Source organism: Burkholderia sp. S171 (assembly GCF_009766085.1).
Classification (GTDB): domain Bacteria; phylum Pseudomonadota; class Gammaproteobacteria; order Burkholderiales; family Burkholderiaceae; genus Caballeronia.
Window position 1 is genome coordinate 47,357 of sequence record NZ_LMUF01000061.1, and the last position, 18,034, is coordinate 65,390.

Sequence of the window (18,034 nt, forward strand, 5' to 3'; positions counted from 1 at the left end):
CGATCCAACCCCCAATCCATTATTGGCATATTGCGAAAAGTGTATTGAAGTTTATGGGGATAAAAAACTGATAGTAGGGGTATACACTGCATTTCATTGACGAAGCAGCCACCGAAACAAAGTTTGACCGCTGCGACGCCTTCTGAACCAGTCGAAAGCCAACGTATATCGGAGCTCACCATGAAAAAGAATCTTCTCGCATCGCTACTCATCGCCGCTACTGCTTCTATCGCTGTTCCGGCATTTGCCAGCGGCTACGGTCCGGCACCTTCGTATCGCCCGTCGGTCGGCGCTCCGGTTTCGCAACAAGGCCTGAACACGCAAACCATCGCTGCGCAAAACAATGCTGAAGCGAACGCCTACGGTGGCGCACGCAACACGGTGTCGCAATCGGGTTCGAGCAGCGACCGGACGAACAAAGCGCAATCCGTTTTCTTCGGTCAGTAATACAGTAGCTCTCGGGCTCCTACGCGCACGGCCGGCACCAAGCGTGCCGCCGTGATCGCGCCAAGCTTGATGGCTAGGTAATACAGAAACGCACAAACGCCCGCTAAACGAAAGTTCAGCGGGCGTTTGTGTTTGTGCGTGAACAACGACCGCTTCAGGTGCCTGTCATCTTGAGCGCATCGCGCATCACCGTCGCCAGTTCTCCCGCGGCAAACTTGGCTACATAGGCGTTCGCGCCCACTTTGCGCACATGCTCCTCGTTTGCCGAGCCAGATAACGATGAGTGGATCACGACCGGAATGGCCTGCATGCCGGCGTTTGCCTTGATACGGCGTGTCAGCGTGAATCCGTCCATTTCCGGCATTTCGAGGTCGGTCAGGACGAGCGCGATTTCATCCGCGGCACAGCCGCCGTGTTTTTCCGCCTTGCTCTGCAAGTCTTCCAGCACGTTCCACGCTTCCTGGCCGCTCTTGGTCATGATGAACTGCACGCCCATCGCGGTCAGGCTTTGTTCGATCAGGCTTCGCGCGACGCCGGAGTCGTCAGCGGCGAGGACCTTGGTACCCGGTTTCAGGACTATTCGGCCGGTGCTCGATTCATTGATTTCCACTTCCGTCGACGGCAGCACGTCTCGCAGAATCTGTTCGACATCGAGTACCTGCGCAAGCCGCGAGCCGTCCACGTTGCCATCCAGGCGCGCGAAGCTGGTCACGGTCCGCCCGCTCGAATGCGATTCCGCAGACAAAACCTGATTCCACTCCAGACGCACGATGTCGTCGACTTCCTCGACGGCAAAACCTTGCGTCGTGCGCGCGAATTCGGTGACCAGCAGGATCTTGAGACCGTTCTTCGGCTTGCATCCCGTGACCTGCGCCAGGTCGATGACGGGGATGATCTGGCCGCGGATGTCGGCGACGCCAAGAATCTCGGGGTTTGCCCCCGCGACCACGGTGATCGGTGGCATCGCGAGGATTTCGCGCACCTTGAACACGTTGATGCCGTATAGCTCGCGCTGTTCGGAGTCCGGCGCTTCGCCCAGGCGAAACAGGAGCAGTTCGAACATGTTGTTGCCGGCGAGCCGAACCCGCTGTTCGATGTCGTGTTGTGAACTGCTCAAGGTGGTTCTCCTGATCGATTTATGCCGGGCTTCTAAATAGCCGGTTCCTGATTAGCGGCGCGGCGCGGGGAAACTGAAGCACTTTTCGGCGCATTGTGACGGGACTATTTCATGCCGGTCGGGTCGCGAGCGCGGCAGCATCGGGATAGACCCTCGGACGCTTGAAAAGCAGTGTTTTCCAGCGTTCACGCAGCAGGTGTCTGGCCTATACTTTTTGAATGGGCTGGGTAATATGAATGTAAGGCGCTGGATGCAAGGCGAATGGTTCAACGCGGCGGGCTGGGGAGTGTCAGCCAACGTGCCGCGCTCCGGGCGCCAGCGACCCCATCCCTGTGGAACGGCCCGCCATTCGGCGGGCGTCGCGCGGTTTAACGGAGGCGTTCGATGGCAACAGTCGCACAAGTTCTTAATTCGAAACCCGATCACACCATCTTCACGATCGCCGACACGGCATCGGTCTACGAGGCCATCGCGATGATGGCGGAGAAGCACATTGGCGCGTTGATCGTGACCCATGGCGAAGCGATCGTCGGCATCATGACCGAGCGCGATTACGCGCGAAAAGTGGTGCTGATGGATCGTGTCTCGCGACAGACGCCCGTGCGCGAGATCATGACCTCGCAAGTGCGCTTCGTGCGTCCCGACCAGACCACAGACGACTGCATGGCGTTGATGACCGAGCGCCGCATGCGGCACTTGCCGGTAATCGATGGCGAAAAATTGGTGGGCATGATTTCTATCGGCGATCTGGTGGCGAATATTATCTCCGAGCAGCAACTCACGATTCACCAGCTCGAGGGATATATACGAGGCGAGCACATGTAGCTCGCCCGGGAGGGATGCAGCGCGGCGTGAAGACGCCGCGCTGTGTTTTATTGGTGTTGCCGCTGCATGTGCATTTCATCATTTAAGAATCATCTGATTCCACCCGCCACAACACGCTTGCCATCATAAAGAGCGGCATACGCCGCCCTACAAGCGAGGGTGTGAATGAACAAGAAATTAAAGTGGTCCCTGGTCGCAGGCGCAGTCCTGATAGTTATCGGGGTGATCGGTGGAAAGCACAAACCCGACCCAAGCAACGTCGACTCGACGACCGGCGGCGCGCCGGCTGGAACTTCGCGCGGCGCAAACCCTAGGCCCGAGATCAACCAGCTCGGCCTGGCCTTTGCCCAGGCACTGCTGTCGGATGACATAGCGGACGCCCTCAACGGAGGAAAGTCCAACATTGGGCTGCCGAGTCTGGGCATCGACTACTCCGTTTCCTCGTTGCAGTTGGCAAGGGAATATAGCGACAACGAAGTCGCCGCCGACGCCAAATACAAACGGAAGCTTCTGTTGATCAGTGGGCGAATCAAGTCGATTAACAAGGACTTTTCTGACTCCGCCTACCTGTCGCTTCCCGGAATTGATGATTTTTCCCAGGTCCAGGCCCACCTCGACGATGAGGGAGCGACCGATGCAGCCTCATATAAGCGGAACGCGAGCGTGATGCTCGTATGCACCGGCGCTGGCATGATCATCCAATCTCCCATGCTCCGCGATTGCACGCCGGCTAACCGGTACGCGGCGAGGATAGACAAAGAGTGGCGCAAAAAGCTGGCAACGTGGTTCGCAGACGGCGGGAAGTGGCCTGGCGACGATAAGAGCGGAACTGCACTAGCGGCTATGTACGTCGCCCGAACGGCGATGCCGGACGCGTCGGCGTGCGATCAAAACGTTGGCGGCGCTGCTTGCCGTGCCGATTTGCAGCGTGCGATGAAAACCGGCGGTCCCGCAATGCTTGCTGAATACAGCCGGATCAGGCTGTGGTTGGACTTGCCCGAGTCGCTGCCGTTACCGGGCAATGCCAGCAATAAAAAATCGGCGGGCTGAGCGATGCCTCAAACCGATGTATTACCGACGGCGCCGCGCTACGCTGATTTTTTGCGTTACCTGGTAGCTCACGATGTAAATAATGTGTGCAATTCGTGCAGCCGACCAAACTGGGCCATCGGTCTACTGGCAGAGGGTGGGCCAACCTACCAATGGTTCGGCACTTACGGATGGGACGCAAAGGCGCGGCTAGAGCCGCTCAACGTGATTGCGATGGAATGTACACATTGCGGTTACATGCGGTTTTACAGCACCAATAAGGTAGCATTTTGGATTGCGCAGAATCCAGTACGGACGTCGTCAATATGAGTCGAAATAAGATTTTAGAATGGACCGGCAGTAACGCGGGACCTAAACCGCCAGTCAGTATTGACGATTCAAGCGGTGGCGGCGATGATGGCGGCATGGAACCTCGAATCGCAAAACTGGAAGCAGGGCAGGAATTTATCCAACGGGACATTAGGGACCTGAAGGACGACGTTCGCGCGATCTACGGAGAGATCAACGGTATCCGCACCACTGACTTTCGCCTCCTGTTTGGGGCCATCATTGGCGTGGCCGTTGGACTGGCGGGCCTGATGGCACGAGGATTTCACTGGATTTAGGTGGTCCGGCTACGTTTTTCTCGCCCCGCTGCGTGCGGGGTTTTTTGTGCTCGCGCAGTTCGTGTGTCCTCGCGTGCGACACGTTCTTGCCGTCAAGCTCGTGACCGATGGCGAGATAAACTGAACACTATCCCGCTCGAATTTCCCGTCGCCCCGGAGCCGTTGTTCCTGCTCAAACCCGAGGCCGATGTGTCCAATGCCAATCGCTCATGACCCTGTTGCTTCAGATTTCAGATCCGCACTTCGGCACCGAACAACCGCCTGTCGTGGCCGCGTTACTGCGTCTCGCCAATACGTTGCAGCCCGATCTCGTTGTCATCTCCGGCGACATTACACAGCGCGCCAGGCGGGCGCAATTCAACGCCGCGAGGGCGTTCATCAAGTCATTTGGTACGTTCAGTGCAACGCCTTTCATTGTCGTGCCGGGCAATCATGACATTCCGCTGTACAACCTCTATGCGCGCGTTGTCGACCCCTACGCCAATTATCAGCGCGTGTTCGGGAATGACCTCGAACCCGTGTTCGAATCGGACGCGCTGTTGGTGATCGGCGTGAATACTACGCGGGCGTACCGTCATAAGGATGGCGAAGTATCGGCGCAGCAGGTAGAACGCGTGGTCCGCCGGCTCGGCCATGCGACGGCGCGGCAACTGCGGGTTGTCGTGACGCATCAGCCTGTTGCGGCTGCGCGCGCCAATGACATCCGCAACCTGTTGCATGGCCGCGAACACGCGATTGAACGCTGGTCGCAAGTGGGCGTGGACCTGATCCTGGGCGGTCACATTCATCTTCCCTATGTAACGCCGCTGCACGTTGCGTACAAGAACTTGCCGCGTCCGATGTGGGCCGTGCAGGCGGGAACCTCGTTGTCGTCGCGTGTGCGCGGGAGCGTGCCCAATTCGGTGAACGTGATTGACTACGATGCGTCGCATACGGGCACACGGCGTGCGGCTGTTGCGCGCTGGGATTTCAATCAGGCGAGCGCATCGTTTGAACGCAATATGCAGCACGAACTTGATCTGGATAGCGAGTCACTCAAGGCTCCGTTAGCAACGCATTTATGAAACAAATCGAAGGGCAATACGCCGGCTTGTTCGAGGTGGCGCACATGGCTGGCGAGCACGCACTGATGCTGTTTGCGGTGTCTCTCGTTCTTGCGATGGTCGTGGTATTGGGGGCATGGCAGCTTGTGCAGCGCTACGGTTTGCCGCGGGAAAACGGCGGCCCGTCGGCCAGGTTCCTGCTGATCATCAATTTGGCTGTGAGCTTTGCAATCATCGTCGGCGCGGCGGCTTTGTTCGCTGCGATCGCCGACGAGATCGGCGCGGGCGAGACACTCGGCCGCGCCGATCAGGCCTTTGCCGACGGCATCGCGAGCGCTGTTCCCATCGGCGTGATCCGCGCGTTCGCACTCGTCACGCATCTGGGCGACGCATGGGTCCTCGGCGTCTGGTGCGTGCTAGGCGCATCCATTTTGACGCTGCGTCGAAGGTTCGCGCTCGCGATTGGCTTCGCGCTGGCGATAGTCGGAAACGGCCTGCTTAACAGCACCATCAAACATATTTTCGAACGTGTGCGGCCAGTGCATGATCAATCGATCGCCACCGCTACCGGATGGAGCTTCCCGAGTGGCCATTCATCGGGGTCGCTCGTCACCTACGGCATCATTGCGTATGTGCTCGTGCGGGTCTTGCCGGACCGCTGGCGCTTGGCCGTTATCGTGGGGGCCACGCTTATTGCTGTCACCACGGCAAGCAGCCGCGTATTTCTGCGCGTGCATTTTGCAAGCGACGTGCTGGCAGGCTTTGCGCTGGGAACGGTCTGGCTGGCGGCGTGTATCTTGAGTATCGAGTTGACGCGTAGGTACTGGCCGAGGCCGACGCAGCGTCAGTCCTGATGGCGGTGTATCGATAGTTCGGGAAAGCCGGTGCGCAGATCTGCATCGCGTGAGAAGCGCACGCCTTCCAGACAAACGATCAGGATCTCCGCGGTCGTCCGCACAATGCATCCCGCCGATACATGGCCGCCGATCACGCGGCCTTCGGCATTCGAGACGGCCATATGAAGATGCGCGCCGTCGGCTGACAGTGAGCCGGCCAGCGTCAGGATTTCGAGGTCACCGTCAAGCCGGGTCGGCTGGTCGAGGCCCGCGTAACGCAGGTTTGCCACGCTCAGGCTGCCGATGCCCTGCATCACGAACGCGGCGCCCATGGCCTGGCCCCGCGCGATTGTTTCAAGCGCGGCACGGAGGTCGTCACCGGGCACAAGGCGCACCGGAAGTGTCTGCATAAGTAAAGTCCCAAGGCTACGCGGTGCATCAATGATGGCATGATGATTCCGGTTTCGCGCATCGCCCTCCAATCAAACCGACATTGCCCATGACAACCGAACTTCATATCCTCGCCTGGACGCTTGTCCTTGCCCTTATTCAGGTGCTGCTGCCTTCGGTGGTACGTAGCCGCGAAACCGGCTTGGGATATAACGGCGGGCCGCGTGACAAGGCAGGGCCGCCGGTCGGGAAGCTGACTGGCCGCCTGATGCGCGCCCAGAACAACCTGTTCGAGACCTTGCCCGTGTTCGCCATCGCCATCCTGATCGCGCACCTGGCCGGCCGCGAAGGGACGCTGACGCTTTACGGCGCGTGGTTGTATATCGTCGCCCGCGTGGTCTACCTGCCCTTGTACGCGGCAGGGATTCCGTTTCTGCGTTCGCTTGTATGGCTCGTCTCGCTTTTCGGCATCATTCTTGTTCTCGTCCCTATTATCTGAAACCATTTGAAACCGGAGTCCAGTCAATGACCGCTTTGCTCACCACCATCGACGTGGAAACCGCGCCGAATCCCGAGTTCGCCGTGATCCTGATGCACGGCCTGGGCGCCGACGCGAACGACTTCATCCCGCTGGTGCCTGAGCTGCGCCTGGGCGACTTACCCGCTGTGCGATTCGTGTTTCCGAACGCCACCGAAATGCCGGTGACCGGCAACAACGGTTATGTGATGCGGGCGTGGTACGACATTTTGTCATTCGAAGGTGTGAACCGCCGGGTCGATGAAGCCGGATTGAAGGCATCGTGCGAACGGATTCGCGACCTGATCGCGCGGGAGAACGAGCGCGGTATTCCGACTTCGAAGATCTTCCTGGCGGGGTTTTCGCAAGGCGGCGCAATGACCTACACCGCGGGGCTCACGCATCCCGACAAACTGGCGGGAATGATCGTGCTGTCCGGTTACGTGCCGTCGACTGGTTTGATCGATGCGGCGTTCAGCGAAGCGAACCGCGACACGCCGATCTTCGCCGCGCATGGCACGCAGGACCCCGTGTTGCCGATCGAGTTGGCTGTTCAAGGCCGCGACTTCGCGCTCGCGCATGGTTGCAAGCTGGAATGGCATACCTACCCGATGCAGCACTCGGTCTGTGCCGAAGAAATCGAGGCCTTGCGCGTGTGGCTAGGCGCAAGACTCTCTGATTAAACAGCCTTGAACAAGGTGTTTTTATACAAATCGAGCATGCCGGCTGCATCCACGCCGATGCAGACCGACTGCGCCGGACGGTCATCCCAGTCGGGCGCCGGGACGCGCATGGTCGAGGGTTTCTGTATCGTCTGACCGGTCGCGATGCCGCTGGTCAGCACCCGCACGGGACCCTTGCGCACCGTATAGAGATGCGGAGCCAGCACGTACGCCACGGCAGATGCATCGTGGACATAGATGCCTTTGAGTCCGGCGCTGTCATGGTGGAACTGCGCGTAATGCCGCGATACATCCCAGACAAAACGGCCGGCCTCGCCCGCGCCATCGCGAATCGATGCAAGCCATTCGTTGGGCATGATCGTGTTTTGCGTGACGTCGAGGCCGACGAGCGTGACCGGCCACGCCGCGCCGAGCACGAGATCCGCTGCATCGGGATCGCCCATGATGTTGGCTTCCGCGGCCGGCGAAACGTTGCCCAGCACGCCCGCAATTCCGAATGCCCCGCCCATGATGACAACCTGCTTCACCAGCCCGGCAATACCCGGGTCGGCTTTCAGCGCGAGGGCCAGATTCGTCAATGGACCGACCGCGATCAGCGTCACTTCGCCGGGAAACGCGCGAACCGTATCGATCACGAATTGATGCGCGGGACGCGCGTCGAGCGTTGTATCGTCGGGCTGGTCCAGTTCGATATTGCCGAGACCGTTGTCGCCGTGAATCCAGCCGAGCGGCGCGGGTGGCGCGCGATGCAAGGGCGCCGCCGCGCCGCGCGCCACCGGCACGCCGGGGGCAAAACGCGAGCGCAGGTAGAGCGCGTTAGCCGTGGTCGTTTCTATGGTCGCGTTGCCGAACACGCTTGTGATGCCAAGCAGTTCGATCTCGGGATGCAGCGCCTGGAACACTAGGGCCATGGCGTCGTCGACACCCGGGTCGGTATCGTAGATAACCTTATGCGTTGTCATAAATAGAACGCGTCCGGGAGTTGTTCGCGAGCGGTGGTGTCTCGGATCGCGCCAGTGAGATTGCCGAGGCGAATGGTCAACTCGGGTCCACCTAGTTCGATGATCACCTGACGGCACGCGCCACAGGGCGCAATGGGCCCGTCGGTGTCACCGATCACGGCGAGCGCTGCGAATTGATCGCGGGCGTAACCTGCGGCAATCGCGCTGAAAAACGCCGTGCGTTCCGCACAATTGCATAAACCATACGATGCATTCTCGACGTTGCAGCCATCGAATACGCTGCCATCTTTTGTGAGCAAGGCCGCGCCGACCTTGAACCTGGAATAGGGTGCGTAAGCGTGCTCGCGCGCGTGCTTCGCGCGTTCGAGCAATTCGTCCATCGTCATGATTTTCTCCTCAGTTCAGCGTCAGGAACATGCCCGCGATCGTCGCGCTCATCAGGTTCGAGAGCGTGGCGGCGAGCACGACGCGCAGGCCGTAACGTGCCACTTCCGCGCGACGCTCCGGCGCAACCGCGCTGAAGCCGCCGGTCAGCACGGCGATCGACGAAAAATTCGCGAAGCCGCACAGCGCGAAAGACAAGATCGCTATGGTACGCGGATCAAGCACCTGCAAGCCAGCCGCGGCGACGCTGGCGGAGTCCTTCAAATACGGAGACAGCGACGCGTAGGCCACGAACTCGTTGAGGATGAGTTTCTGACCGAGGAAGTTGCCCGCGAGTGCGGCCTGGTCCCAGGGCACGCCAATCAGATACGCGAGCGGCGCGAACACAGCGCCGAGCACGGATTGCATCGATACATTGGGGTCGCCGAACCAGCCGCCGATGCCGCCCACGATCCCGTTGAGCATCGCGATCAGGCCGACGAACGCGATCAGCATGGCGCCGACCATGACCGCGATCTTCAGGCCGACGGTTGCGCCGGAACTGGCCGCTTCGATTACGTTCGCCGGGCGTTTTTCGTCGAAGTTGAGGTTTTCGAGCGTGACGCGGCTGGCTTCGCTCGTGGGGTGGATGATCTTGGCGAACAGCAGTCCGCCCGGCACGGCCATGAACGACGCAGCGAGCAGGTACTCGACCTTCACGCCAAGGCCCGCGTAACCGGCAAGCACTGAACCGGCGACTGCCGCCATGCCGCTCGACATCACGGCGAACAGTTCCGCGCTGGTCATGTCACGCACGAACGGCTTCACGACCGCCGGCATTTCACTTTGGCCGAGGAAGATGGTGGTGACGGCCGAAAACGATTCGATCTTCGATACCCCGAGCAGCTTCTGGAAGATCGTGCCGAGCACGATCACGATCCAGCGCATGATGCCGAGGTAATAGAGTACCGAGATCAACGCGGTCACGAAGATGATGGCCGGCAGCACGCGAACGGCGAAGACAAAACCGCCGTTGCCGAAGAGTTCGAACATCTTCGATTGAACGAGACCGCCGAACAGGAATTCGATGCCTGCGTTGCCGTAGCCGAGTACATGATTGACGCCCGCGGCCGCCGCGGAGAGCACGCTTTTGCCGAAGGGCACGAACAGGATGAAGGCGCCGATGCCGACCTGCGCCAGCAACGCGGGCACGACGGTGCGCAGGCGAATGCCGCGGCGATTGGTGGAGAAGATGAAAGCGATGAGCAGCAGGACGGCGATGCCAAGCAGATTGCGTGCGATCAGGGCCATGTCTCGTTATTTATGTTTATCAGAGGAATGGGCGGATGCTACGCCATGTGCAGCGTTTAGAGAATAGTGCGGGGGGCGTTCGCACTCGGGTTTCGCTTTGGGTTTGCTGGCGCGGTGGGTTGGGTTTATGTTGGGGTTGGGGTTCCAGGGATAGCGGTCGGGGTCAGTGCCGGGTTGCTGCTTTCGGTGTTGGTGGCCTGCCTGAGTTGGCTAATTTTTTTATCACTGTTAGCCACTGCGCGTGGCGGCGCGTCATTTCTTTGTCCAAAGCGACAAAGAAACGAAGCAAAGAAAACGCTTTCAACCACGCTACCCTAAGTGTCCACAGCGTGCAGTTTTGATTCATAGGTGCCCCAAAAGCACGGTGCTCGCCAGAACCACCAATGTTTGAAACCCTCCTTCTCCGAACTCAGGTTCTGACACGCTTCGCCACCAGTGATTGAACCTGCCAAAGGTTTACCCCGCGCTATCCGCGGACAACCATCCATAAATTGGTAGGCATAACGAACCTCGTAGCCAACCCACCAGGAAGCGAGGTTGCAAATACGCGTGAGACCGAGCTGGTTCCTGGGCAATCGTGCTCGCCCGAGAGCACTGGTGGCGAAGCGTGTCTATGTCAGGATTCGCGAGAAGGGGGGTTCACAGATTGGTGGTTCTGGCGAGCACCGTGCTTTTGGGGCACCCATGAATAGAAACTGCACGCTGTGGACACTTAGGGTAGTGCGGTTGAAAGCGTTTTCTTTGCTTCGTTTCTTTGTCGCTAAGGACCAAGAAATGACGTGCTGCCACGCACAGTGGCTAACAGTGATAAAGAGAAAATCCGACTCTCGCAGACCACTAACGCCGGAAGCACCACCCCGGCATAGACCCCAACCGCTAACCCCAGAACCTGGCAACTCCGCACTAACCCCGACCGCCCAAGCCCGGCCCTGAGCCCCACCCGCAAACCCAAAACCCGAAACCCGAAACCCAAACCCCGAGTGCGAACGAAAACCAAGCCCTATGCGAACAACTCGATGACCGGCCAGTTACGCTCGGCTGCAATGACTCGCAATTTCGCATCGGGATTGGTTGCAACCGGATGGGTGACGCGCTCCATCAACGGCACGTCATTGACGGAATCGCTATAGAAATAGCTTGCTTCGAAATCCGTCAGTTTCAATCCCTGGGACGCCAACCATTGCTCAGTGCGAACAATCTTGCCTTCCCGGAAAGTCACCACACCCACCGAGCGGCCGGTGTAACGCCCGAGCGGATCATCGCCTTCAGTGCCCAGGTCGATAGCCAGCAAATGCTCAACGCCAAGCGCTTTCGCAATGGGCGCCGTGATGAACGCATTGGTCGCGGTCACGATGCAGCACAAGTGCCCCGCGTCCAGATGGCGGCGCAGCAGCGCAAGCGCTTCAGGGCGGATGGCCGGTTCGATCACCGTCTTCATGAAGGTTGCATGCCACGCGTCAAGTTGCGCGCGCGGATGACGGGCGAGTGGCGCGAGCGTCAGGCCCAGATACTCGTCCATGTCGAGGGTGCCGGCGACGTATTGCTGATAGTACGCGTCGATTTCCACTGCATGGTCCGCACCGCCCTCGAAACCCAGCGTGGCGTAGAACCGTGCCCACGATTGATCGCTATCGAGCGGCAGCAATGTGTGATCCAGATCGAACAGCGCCAGAGTACGACTCATCCGTATAGCCCTTGATTAACGGTAAAAGCGGGTAAAAAGCGGGTACAAAGCGCGCCAGACCATGCCGGCTGGCGCAGGTCGCCCAATACGATCGGATCGTAGCTTTAAATACCCAAAACTACAACAAAGCAAAATTGTACAACTCATTTGCGTGGCATCATGGCACGAATGGCAGTACAGTCGGAACGAACAACGGACGTAGCCTCATGTTGATTCTCTTGAATATTTTGTCGGGCGTGGCGTTGCTGGTATGGGGCACGCATATTGTCCGGACCGGCATCCTGCGGGTATTCGGCGCTGAGTTGCGGCGCGTGCTGGGACGCAGTGCGAACAGCCGTTTCCGGGCGTTCGGCGCGGGCTTGTGCGTAACAAGCCTGGTCCAGAGCAGCAACGCGACCGCCGTTCTGGCTTCGTCGTTCGCGGCGCAAGGCCTGCTGCCGCTCGCGCCAGGACTGGCAATCATGCTCGGCGCGGATGTTGGCACGGCGCTGATGTCGCGTGTGCTTACGCTCGATCTCTCGTGGCTGTCGCCCGTTCTGTTGCTGGGCGGCGTGATCGCGTTCCTGTCGTTCAAACAGACCCGCACGGGCCAGGTGGGGCGCACAGTCATCGGGCTGGGGCTGATCTTGCTGGCGCTGCACCTGATTGTGGAGGCCGCGCAGCCGGTCATGCAGGGCGAGGGCGTGAAGATCATGTTCGGCGCGCTGACGGGCGACTCCATGCTCGACACGCTGGTAGGCGCGGCCTTCGCCATGATCTCCTACTCCAGTCTTGCAGCGGTCCTGCTGACCGCGACGCTGGCATCGTCGGGCGTGATTTCGCTGAAGGTAGCGGTGTGCCTCGTGATTGGTGCGAACCTGGGCAGCGGCCTGCTGGCCGTGATCGGCACGCTGGGACAAAACCCCGCGGGCCGGCGCCTTGCGCTCGGTAATGTTCTGTTCAAGCTTGCTGGCGCGGTGATCGTGTTGCCGTTCGCTCCGTGGATTGCGCAGGGAATCGGCGCGTTGATCCCGTATCCACGCGAAGCGGTGATCACATTTCATCTCGTCTACAACATGGTGCGCTGTGTCGCGTGCATGCCGCTGATCGATCCGGTCTCGCGCCTGTGCTACCGGTTGCTGCCGGACCGGCCCGAAGCGAACCCGGAACTCCGGCCGCTGTATCTTGATCCTGTCGCGCTCTCCACGCCTACGCTCGCACTGGCAAATGCTGCACGCGAAGCGCTGAGGATCGGCGACATCATCCGCACGATGCTCGACAACCTGCTCGACCTGATGCGGGCCAACGACCCCGCCAAGGCGCGCTCGACCATCCGCATGGACGACGACGTCGATCAGCTCTACGCGGCTGTAAAGACCTATCTGGCGCGCATCTCACGCGAGCAACTCGACGAAGCGGATAGCCGGCGCTGGACCGACATCATTACGTTGACGATCAACCTGGAGCATGCGGGGGACATCATCGAGCGCGTGGTGACCAACATCCAGGAGAAGAAGATCATGCACCGGCTGGCGTTTTCGCCGGAGGGCTTAAGCGAGTTGGAGGACCTCCACTCACGCGTGATCCTCAATCTTCAACTGGGCCTGAGCGTATTTCTCAACAGCGACTTGCGCAGCGCCGAGCGCTTGCTGGCAGAGAAGGAGCGATTCCGTGATCTTGAGCGCAGCTATTCCTATGCGCACCTGGATCGGCTGGCCGGGCAAAGCGCGCGCAGCATTGAGACCAGTGCGTTGCATCTCGACATCATTAGCGACCTGAAGCGCCTCAACTCGCTGTTCTGCTCGACGGCTTACCCGGTGCTCGACGCTGCCGGTGCACTGCGCGACACACGGCTGCGCCGCCGTGTGCTCGACGCCACTTACGGCAACGACAGCGTTTAAAACGCTAGGCGAGAATGACTTGCGGCAGTTTCTTGCACAATGACAGCAGCGCCGGACCTTCGGCGCCTTTCTTGTTGGTAATCAATATGTCCACACGATTGATCGGGCAGAACGCAATCCTGCTGCACTGCCCGATCTTGCTGTAGTCGGCCAGGATCACTACCCGGTCAGCATGCGCGACCATGGCGCGGGCCACCTCGGTTTCGGCGTGATCGAAGTTGGTCGCGCCGTGCCGGTGGTCGATGGCGACGGGCGAGAGCAAGGCCACGTCGGCGCGGTACCTGAGAATCTCGGAGACGGTCGTGCCGCCCACAGTGGCGAACGCGCGGTCGCTGATCGAGCCGCCGAGCAGGATGATCTCGTTACTTGAGTCGGTCTTTTCGCCCGTCGCCCGCATCTTCTGGGCGACGTCGATGGAGTTCGTGATGATGGTCAGGTTGGCCAGCTTGGCGAGTTCTTCAGCCAGGATGGCGGTGGTCGTACCGGCATCGATGAACAAGGTTTGTCCACTGCTGACCAGCGCGGTAGCTGCCCGTGCAATGGCGTTCTTCGACTTGACGTGCGTATGGCTGCGCTCGGCGATCGGTGCTTCGTCGGCCGGACGCGTCACGCCGCCATGCACGCGCCGCAATTCACCTAATGCTTCCAGATCCACCAGATCGCGCCGGACCGTCTCGCGCGATACGCCGAGTTCGGCCATGATGCGCTCGGTCGACACGCGTTCAAGCGTGGCAAGCAGCGCGCGAATTCTCTGATGACGATCTTCCTGCCACATGCTTTATTCCCGAGCGTTGAAGTCGAACGAGTACTAGTGAAAACGATTAGAAGCTGCTCGGCCGCCGATCCACTTTGGCAGCTTAAAGTCTTGTGGACGGACTATGTGTCGCCCGTCTGTCGCCAATATTAATTGGCTGCCGAGCACCGCATGTTTCTTCGGTTACTGGAAAATCCAGCTGAAAGATTAACAAGAACTGGCGCTGCCGATGTTGTATTTTTTTGGATACTTGCGAATTTGGGTATTTGAACTTAGTCTCTTCGTCACACTCGCAGATAGTTCCCTTGGACCATCCGCAGTGCCTGAAAATAGTCCTGAATTGCTGTCTTTTTCACCGTCGTCATTGTTCTTAAACATTTGGCCGCCAGAGTCGCGTGCGCGCCAGATGTGAGTGCGCATTAAAAAACAAGTTTCGGACTATGCAGCATGCACGCAGCACGCAACTTTCCAAAAACGTAAGCACGCAGGCAGAGGATGGAAACACCATGAATCAAGACGGGTTGCGAGTGACCACCACATTTCGCCGCTTGGGCGGCAAGGCATCCATTACGGCAGCGATCGCCGCGCTGACCGCGGTCGCGGGGCAGGCCGTGGCGGCGCCGCCGGCTTCTCTCATCGCTGCTGCGAAGAAGGAAGGCCAGTTGACCACGATCGCATTGCCGCACGACTGGTGCGGTTATGGCGCGCTGATCGAGGGCTTCAAGGCGAAATACGGCATCACGGTGAACGAGCTGAATCCGGACGCTGGTTCGGGTGACGAAGTCGAAGCCATCAAGGCGAACAAGGGCAACACGGGTCCGCAGGCACCTGACGTGATCGACGTCGGTTTGTCGTTTGGTCCGACGGCACAGGCCGCCGGCTTGCTGCAGCCTTACAAGGTATCGACCTGGGCGTCGATTCCGGATTCGGCCAAGGAGAAGGACGGCTATTGGTACGGCGACTATTACGGCGTGCTGTCGTTTGAAGTGAACACTGACATGATCGACAAGGTCCCGACCGACTGGGCCGATCTGCTCAAGCCGGACTACAAGAATGCGGTTGCACTCGCGGGCGATCCGCGCTCGGCTAACCAGGCTATTCAAGCTGTCTATGCAGCCGGGTTGTCGCAAAGCAAGGGCGATGCATCGAAGGCCGGCGCTGCGGGCCTGAGCTTTTTCAGCACGCTGAACAAGAACGGCAACTTCGTGCCGGTGATCGGCAAGGCGGCCTCGTTGGCGCAGGGCACCACGCCGATCATCGTGCGTTGGGACTACAACGCGCTGTCGGATCGCGATACGCTGAAGGGCAATCCGAAGGTGGCGGTGGTCGTGCCGAAGACGGGCGTCGTGGCCGGCGTCTATGTGCAGGGCATCAGTGCTTACGCTCCGCACCCGAACGCCGCGAAGCTGTGGATGGAATACCTGTATTCGGACGAAGGCCAGATTGGCTGGCTCACCGGCTACTGCCATCCGATCCGCTTCAAGGACCTCGAAGCGAACAAGAAGATCCCGGCAGCGCTGCTCGCCAAACTGCCGCCTCCGTCGGCCTACAAGAACGTGGTGTTCCCGACGCTCGACGAGCAAAACGCTTCGAAGGCGCTCATTACGAAGCAGTGGGATCAGGTGGTCGGCGCCAACGTGAAGTAACTGCTTGAAGTAGTCATGGCAGTCGTCACGTGAAGTAACGTAGTGCACGGGTAGCCGGACTTGAAGTCCGGCTACCCTTTCGGCTCGCGCTTTGTGCCTGGTCCCCAGCGCGGCCTGTCAGTCAAGAGCGACATCATGAGCACTTCATCGAAGATCGCCACGCCCATGTCCGGACATGAGGAGCGCGAGGAAAAGTCGAACCCGTCGCTCGGTCCCGGCATGAAGGCGGCGCGACGCGTGTCGCCCGCGTGGAATTATCTCGGCGTCTTACCGTTTTTCGCGTTCGCGGTCTTGTTCCTGCTGCTGCCCACCGCGTGGCTGATGGTCGGCGCGTTCCAGGACCCGCAGGGCCATTTTACGCTTGAGAATTTCCGCCAGTTGCTTCAACCCAGCGTGCTCGACGCGTACTGGATCAGCTTCAAGGTCAGCGCGGCATCGGCACTGGGTGGTGGCGTGCTCGGGCTCCTGCTGGCCTGGGCCGCCGTACAGGGCAAGCTGCCCGTGTGGATTCGCCCGACCCTGATGACGTTCTCCGGCGTGGCGTCGAACTTCGCGGGCGTGCCGCTCGCGTTTGCGTTCATCTGCACGCTCGGGCGCGTTGGCCTCGTCACGGTGCTGCTGAAGAAATATGTCGGCATCAACCTGTATTCCACAGGCTTCAGCGTGCTGAGTTTCACGGGGTTGACGCTGACCTACCTGTACTTCCAGATTCCGCTGATGGTTCTCATCATTACGCCGGCGCTCGACGGCCTGAAGCGCGAATGGCGCGAGGCTTGCGATTGTCTTGGCGGCAGTGCCTACCACTACTGGATGTTCGTCGCGCTGCCTGTTCTCTGGCCGAGCGTACTCGGCGCCACGCTGCTGCTGTTCGCCAATGCGTTCGGCGCGGTGGCAACGGCGTATGCGCTTACCGGCAGTTCGCTCAACATCGTGCCGATCGTGCTGTACGCGCAGATTCGCGGCGACGTGCTGCACAACGAAAATCTCGGTTATGCGCTTGCGCTCGGCATGGTCCTCGTGACCGGCTTGTCCAACGGCGGTTATATCTGGTTGCGCTCACGCGCTGAAAGGGGCCGTCGATGAGCACCGTCACCACAGTCAATCCGGCACCGGACAACAAGGTCCGGGCCCAGACCCGCGCGGGCGCGTGGATCGCGATGGTCATCGGCGCGCTGTACTTCCTGTTGCCGCTGGCGGCGACCGTCGAGTTCAGCCTGAAGATGCGCCGTAATGAATACAGCTTCGACGCTTACCGCGTTGTCCTAACCGATCCGCATTTCCAGGCGTCGTTCGGCTACTCCATCATGATGGGCGTGTTCGCCATCGTGCTTGGGGTGTTGCTGGTGGTCCCTACCGCCTACTGGGTGCAGTTGCGCTTGCCGAAGCTGCGGCCGCTGATCGAGTTCATCACGCTGTTGCCGCTGGTGATACCGGCCATCGTGATCGTGTTCGGCTATCTGCATATCTACAACAGCAGTTCGTTCTTGCCGCTCACCGGCAACGAGCGCGCGACCGATTTCCTGCTGATCTGTGGTTATGTCACGTTGTGTTTGCCCTACATGTATCGCTCGGTGGATGCGGGCTTGCGCGCCGTCGATGTCCGCTCGCTGACCGAAGCCGCTGAATGCCTGGGCGCGAACTGGCCGACCATTCTCTTCAAGATCATCTTTCCGAACGTGCGCTCCGGGATCCTGTCGGGTGCGTTCCTGACGTTCGCGGTGGTGATCGGCGAATTCACGCTGGCGAGCTTGCTCAACCGGCCGGCGTTCGGACCGTATCTGCAGTTGATCGGCGCGAACCGGGCGTATGAACCTTCGGCGCTCGCGATCATCGCGTTCGCTATTACGTGGGCCTCGATGGGGCTTATTCAGGTCTTCGGCTCGGCGCGCGCTCTCGCCGGACAAAAAATTTAAAGGGCAGG

General features: G+C 59.9%; 19 protein-coding genes. 12 read left to right on the forward strand and 7 right to left on the reverse strand.

The features are described from left to right. The first annotated feature begins 180 nt into the window (after positions 1-180). Entirely contained in the window at positions 181-447 is a 267-nt protein-coding gene (locus tag GSQ93_RS33515; RefSeq protein ID WP_158940222.1) for a hypothetical protein, read from the forward strand. 154 nt (positions 448-601) lie between these two features. Here the strand turns inward: GSQ93_RS33515 and GSQ93_RS33520 are convergent, their stop codons facing one another. Next, positions 602-1,564 carry a chemotaxis protein gene (locus GSQ93_RS33520; RefSeq protein WP_158940223.1) on the reverse strand — a complete coding sequence of 321 codons (963 nt, stop codon included), beginning with the start codon at positions 1,562-1,564 and terminating at the stop codon, positions 602-604. Between the two features lie 384 nt (positions 1,565-1,948). Here GSQ93_RS33520 and GSQ93_RS33525 point away from each other — a divergent pair, with 384 nt between their 5' ends. The 5 genes from GSQ93_RS33525 (at position 1,949) to GSQ93_RS33545 (ending at position 5,941) form a co-directional block, all read left to right on the forward strand. Then, on the forward strand, positions 1,949-2,389 hold the full coding sequence (locus GSQ93_RS33525; protein ID WP_089160034.1) for a CBS domain-containing protein: 441 nt from the start codon (positions 1,949-1,951) through the stop codon (positions 2,387-2,389). 165 nt (positions 2,390-2,554) lie between these two features. Next, on the forward strand, positions 2,555-3,439 hold the full coding sequence (locus GSQ93_RS33530) for a hypothetical protein (protein ID WP_158940224.1): 885 nt from the start codon (positions 2,555-2,557) through the stop codon (positions 3,437-3,439). A gap of 404 nt (positions 3,440-3,843) precedes the next feature. Continuing rightward, positions 3,844-4,044, forward strand: coding sequence for a hypothetical protein (locus GSQ93_RS33535; protein ID WP_158940225.1), 201 nt, complete (start codon positions 3,844-3,846; stop codon positions 4,042-4,044). Between the two features lie 209 nt (positions 4,045-4,253). Next, positions 4,254-5,108, forward strand: coding sequence for a metallophosphoesterase (locus tag GSQ93_RS33540; protein WP_158940226.1), 855 nt, complete (start codon positions 4,254-4,256; stop codon positions 5,106-5,108). After that, complete coding sequence (locus tag GSQ93_RS33545; RefSeq protein ID WP_158940227.1) at positions 5,105-5,941, forward strand: phosphatase PAP2 family protein; 837 nt, start codon at positions 5,105-5,107, stop codon at positions 5,939-5,941. The genes GSQ93_RS33540 and GSQ93_RS33545 overlap by 4 nt, the downstream gene beginning before the upstream one ends. Here GSQ93_RS33545 and GSQ93_RS33550 read toward each other — a convergent pair. Next, entirely contained in the window at positions 5,932-6,333 is a 402-nt protein-coding gene (locus GSQ93_RS33550; protein ID WP_158940228.1) for a PPC domain-containing DNA-binding protein, read from the reverse strand. The genes GSQ93_RS33545 and GSQ93_RS33550 overlap by 10 nt on opposite strands. A gap of 89 nt (positions 6,334-6,422) precedes the next feature. On the opposite strand from GSQ93_RS33550, the gene GSQ93_RS33555 reads away from it, so the two are divergent. Together GSQ93_RS33555 and GSQ93_RS33560 are read left to right on the forward strand one after the other, a co-directional pair. Further along, positions 6,423-6,812 (forward strand): MAPEG family protein, encoded by a 390-nt coding sequence (locus tag GSQ93_RS33555; protein ID WP_158940229.1) that lies wholly within the window; start codon positions 6,423-6,425, stop codon positions 6,810-6,812. 26 nt (positions 6,813-6,838) lie between these two features. Further along, the gene (locus GSQ93_RS33560; protein ID WP_158940230.1) at positions 6,839-7,513 is read left to right on the forward strand and encodes an alpha/beta hydrolase; all 675 of its coding nucleotides are present in this window, start codon (positions 6,839-6,841) and stop codon (positions 7,511-7,513) included. Here GSQ93_RS33560 and GSQ93_RS33565 read toward each other — a convergent pair. The 4 genes from GSQ93_RS33565 to GSQ93_RS33580 all read right to left on the reverse strand — a co-directional run bounded on the left by GSQ93_RS33565 (position 7,510) and on the right by GSQ93_RS33580 (position 11,833). Continuing rightward, entirely contained in the window at positions 7,510-8,475 is a 966-nt protein-coding gene (locus tag GSQ93_RS33565) for a nucleoside hydrolase (RefSeq protein ID WP_158940231.1), read from the reverse strand. The genes GSQ93_RS33560 and GSQ93_RS33565 overlap by 4 nt on opposite strands. Further along, complete coding sequence (locus tag GSQ93_RS33570) at positions 8,472-8,861, reverse strand: cytidine deaminase (protein WP_158940232.1); 390 nt, start codon at positions 8,859-8,861, stop codon at positions 8,472-8,474. The genes GSQ93_RS33565 and GSQ93_RS33570 overlap by 4 nt, the downstream gene beginning before the upstream one ends. Before the next feature lie 10 nt (positions 8,862-8,871). After that, positions 8,872-10,149 (reverse strand): NupC/NupG family nucleoside CNT transporter, encoded by a 1,278-nt coding sequence (locus tag GSQ93_RS33575; RefSeq protein ID WP_158940233.1) that lies wholly within the window; start codon positions 10,147-10,149, stop codon positions 8,872-8,874. A gap of 1,000 nt (positions 10,150-11,149) precedes the next feature. Next, entirely contained in the window at positions 11,150-11,833 is a 684-nt protein-coding gene (locus GSQ93_RS33580; protein ID WP_158940234.1) for an HAD family phosphatase, read from the reverse strand. A gap of 206 nt (positions 11,834-12,039) precedes the next feature. On the opposite strand from GSQ93_RS33580, the gene GSQ93_RS33585 reads away from it, so the two are divergent. After that, positions 12,040-13,713, forward strand: coding sequence for a Na/Pi cotransporter family protein (locus GSQ93_RS33585; protein WP_158940235.1), 1,674 nt, complete (start codon positions 12,040-12,042; stop codon positions 13,711-13,713). 4 nt (positions 13,714-13,717) lie between these two features. Here the strand turns inward: GSQ93_RS33585 and GSQ93_RS33590 are convergent, their stop codons facing one another. Then, positions 13,718-14,488 carry a DeoR/GlpR family DNA-binding transcription regulator gene (locus GSQ93_RS33590; protein ID WP_158940236.1) on the reverse strand — a complete coding sequence of 257 codons (771 nt, stop codon included), beginning with the start codon at positions 14,486-14,488 and terminating at the stop codon, positions 13,718-13,720. 485 nt (positions 14,489-14,973) lie between these two features. Between GSQ93_RS33590 and GSQ93_RS33595 the strand changes: the two genes are divergently transcribed. The 3 genes from GSQ93_RS33595 (at position 14,974) to GSQ93_RS33605 (ending at position 18,026) form a co-directional block, all read left to right on the forward strand. Further along, complete coding sequence (locus GSQ93_RS33595) at positions 14,974-16,113, forward strand: ABC transporter substrate-binding protein (RefSeq protein WP_158940237.1); 1,140 nt, start codon at positions 14,974-14,976, stop codon at positions 16,111-16,113. A gap of 219 nt (positions 16,114-16,332) precedes the next feature. Continuing rightward, a complete protein-coding gene (locus GSQ93_RS33600) occupies positions 16,333-17,196 on the forward strand; it encodes an ABC transporter permease subunit (protein ID WP_254074210.1) in 864 nt (287 codons plus the stop codon). Further along, a complete protein-coding gene (locus tag GSQ93_RS33605) occupies positions 17,193-18,026 on the forward strand; it encodes an ABC transporter permease (protein WP_158940238.1) in 834 nt (277 codons plus the stop codon). Before GSQ93_RS33600 ends, GSQ93_RS33605 begins: the two co-directional genes overlap by 4 nt. Positions 18,027-18,034 lie beyond the last annotated feature (8 nt).

Coding starts and splice junctions, on each gene's coding strand:
- GSQ93_RS33515 (WP_158940222.1), top strand. CDS start 181: ATGAAAAAGAATCTTCTCGCATCGCTACTCATCGCCGCTACTGCTTCT.
- GSQ93_RS33525 (WP_089160034.1), top strand. CDS start 1,949: ATGGCAACAGTCGCACAAGTTCTTAATTCGAAACCCGATCACACCATC.
- GSQ93_RS33530 (WP_158940224.1), top strand. CDS start 2,555: ATGAACAAGAAATTAAAGTGGTCCCTGGTCGCAGGCGCAGTCCTGATA.
- GSQ93_RS33535 (WP_158940225.1), top strand. CDS start 3,844: ATGGAACCTCGAATCGCAAAACTGGAAGCAGGGCAGGAATTTATCCAA.
- GSQ93_RS33540 (WP_158940226.1), top strand. CDS start 4,254: ATGACCCTGTTGCTTCAGATTTCAGATCCGCACTTCGGCACCGAACAA.
- GSQ93_RS33545 (WP_158940227.1), top strand. CDS start 5,105: ATGAAACAAATCGAAGGGCAATACGCCGGCTTGTTCGAGGTGGCGCAC.
- GSQ93_RS33550 (WP_158940228.1), bottom strand. CDS start 6,333: ATGCAGACACTTCCGGTGCGCCTTGTGCCCGGTGACGACCTCCGTGCC.
- GSQ93_RS33555 (WP_158940229.1), top strand. CDS start 6,423: ATGACAACCGAACTTCATATCCTCGCCTGGACGCTTGTCCTTGCCCTT.
- GSQ93_RS33560 (WP_158940230.1), top strand. CDS start 6,839: ATGACCGCTTTGCTCACCACCATCGACGTGGAAACCGCGCCGAATCCC.
- GSQ93_RS33565 (WP_158940231.1), bottom strand. CDS start 8,475: ATGACAACGCATAAGGTTATCTACGATACCGACCCGGGTGTCGACGAC.
- GSQ93_RS33570 (WP_158940232.1), bottom strand. CDS start 8,861: ATGACGATGGACGAATTGCTCGAACGCGCGAAGCACGCGCGCGAGCAC.
- GSQ93_RS33575 (WP_158940233.1), bottom strand. CDS start 10,149: ATGGCCCTGATCGCACGCAATCTGCTTGGCATCGCCGTCCTGCTGCTC.
- GSQ93_RS33580 (WP_158940234.1), bottom strand. CDS start 11,833: ATGAGTCGTACTCTGGCGCTGTTCGATCTGGATCACACATTGCTGCCG.
- GSQ93_RS33585 (WP_158940235.1), top strand. CDS start 12,040: ATGTTGATTCTCTTGAATATTTTGTCGGGCGTGGCGTTGCTGGTATGG.
- GSQ93_RS33590 (WP_158940236.1), bottom strand. CDS start 14,488: ATGTGGCAGGAAGATCGTCATCAGAGAATTCGCGCGCTGCTTGCCACG.
- GSQ93_RS33595 (WP_158940237.1), top strand. CDS start 14,974: ATGAATCAAGACGGGTTGCGAGTGACCACCACATTTCGCCGCTTGGGC.
- GSQ93_RS33600 (WP_254074210.1), top strand. CDS start 16,333: ATGAAGGCGGCGCGACGCGTGTCGCCCGCGTGGAATTATCTCGGCGTC.
- GSQ93_RS33605 (WP_158940238.1), top strand. CDS start 17,193: ATGAGCACCGTCACCACAGTCAATCCGGCACCGGACAACAAGGTCCGG.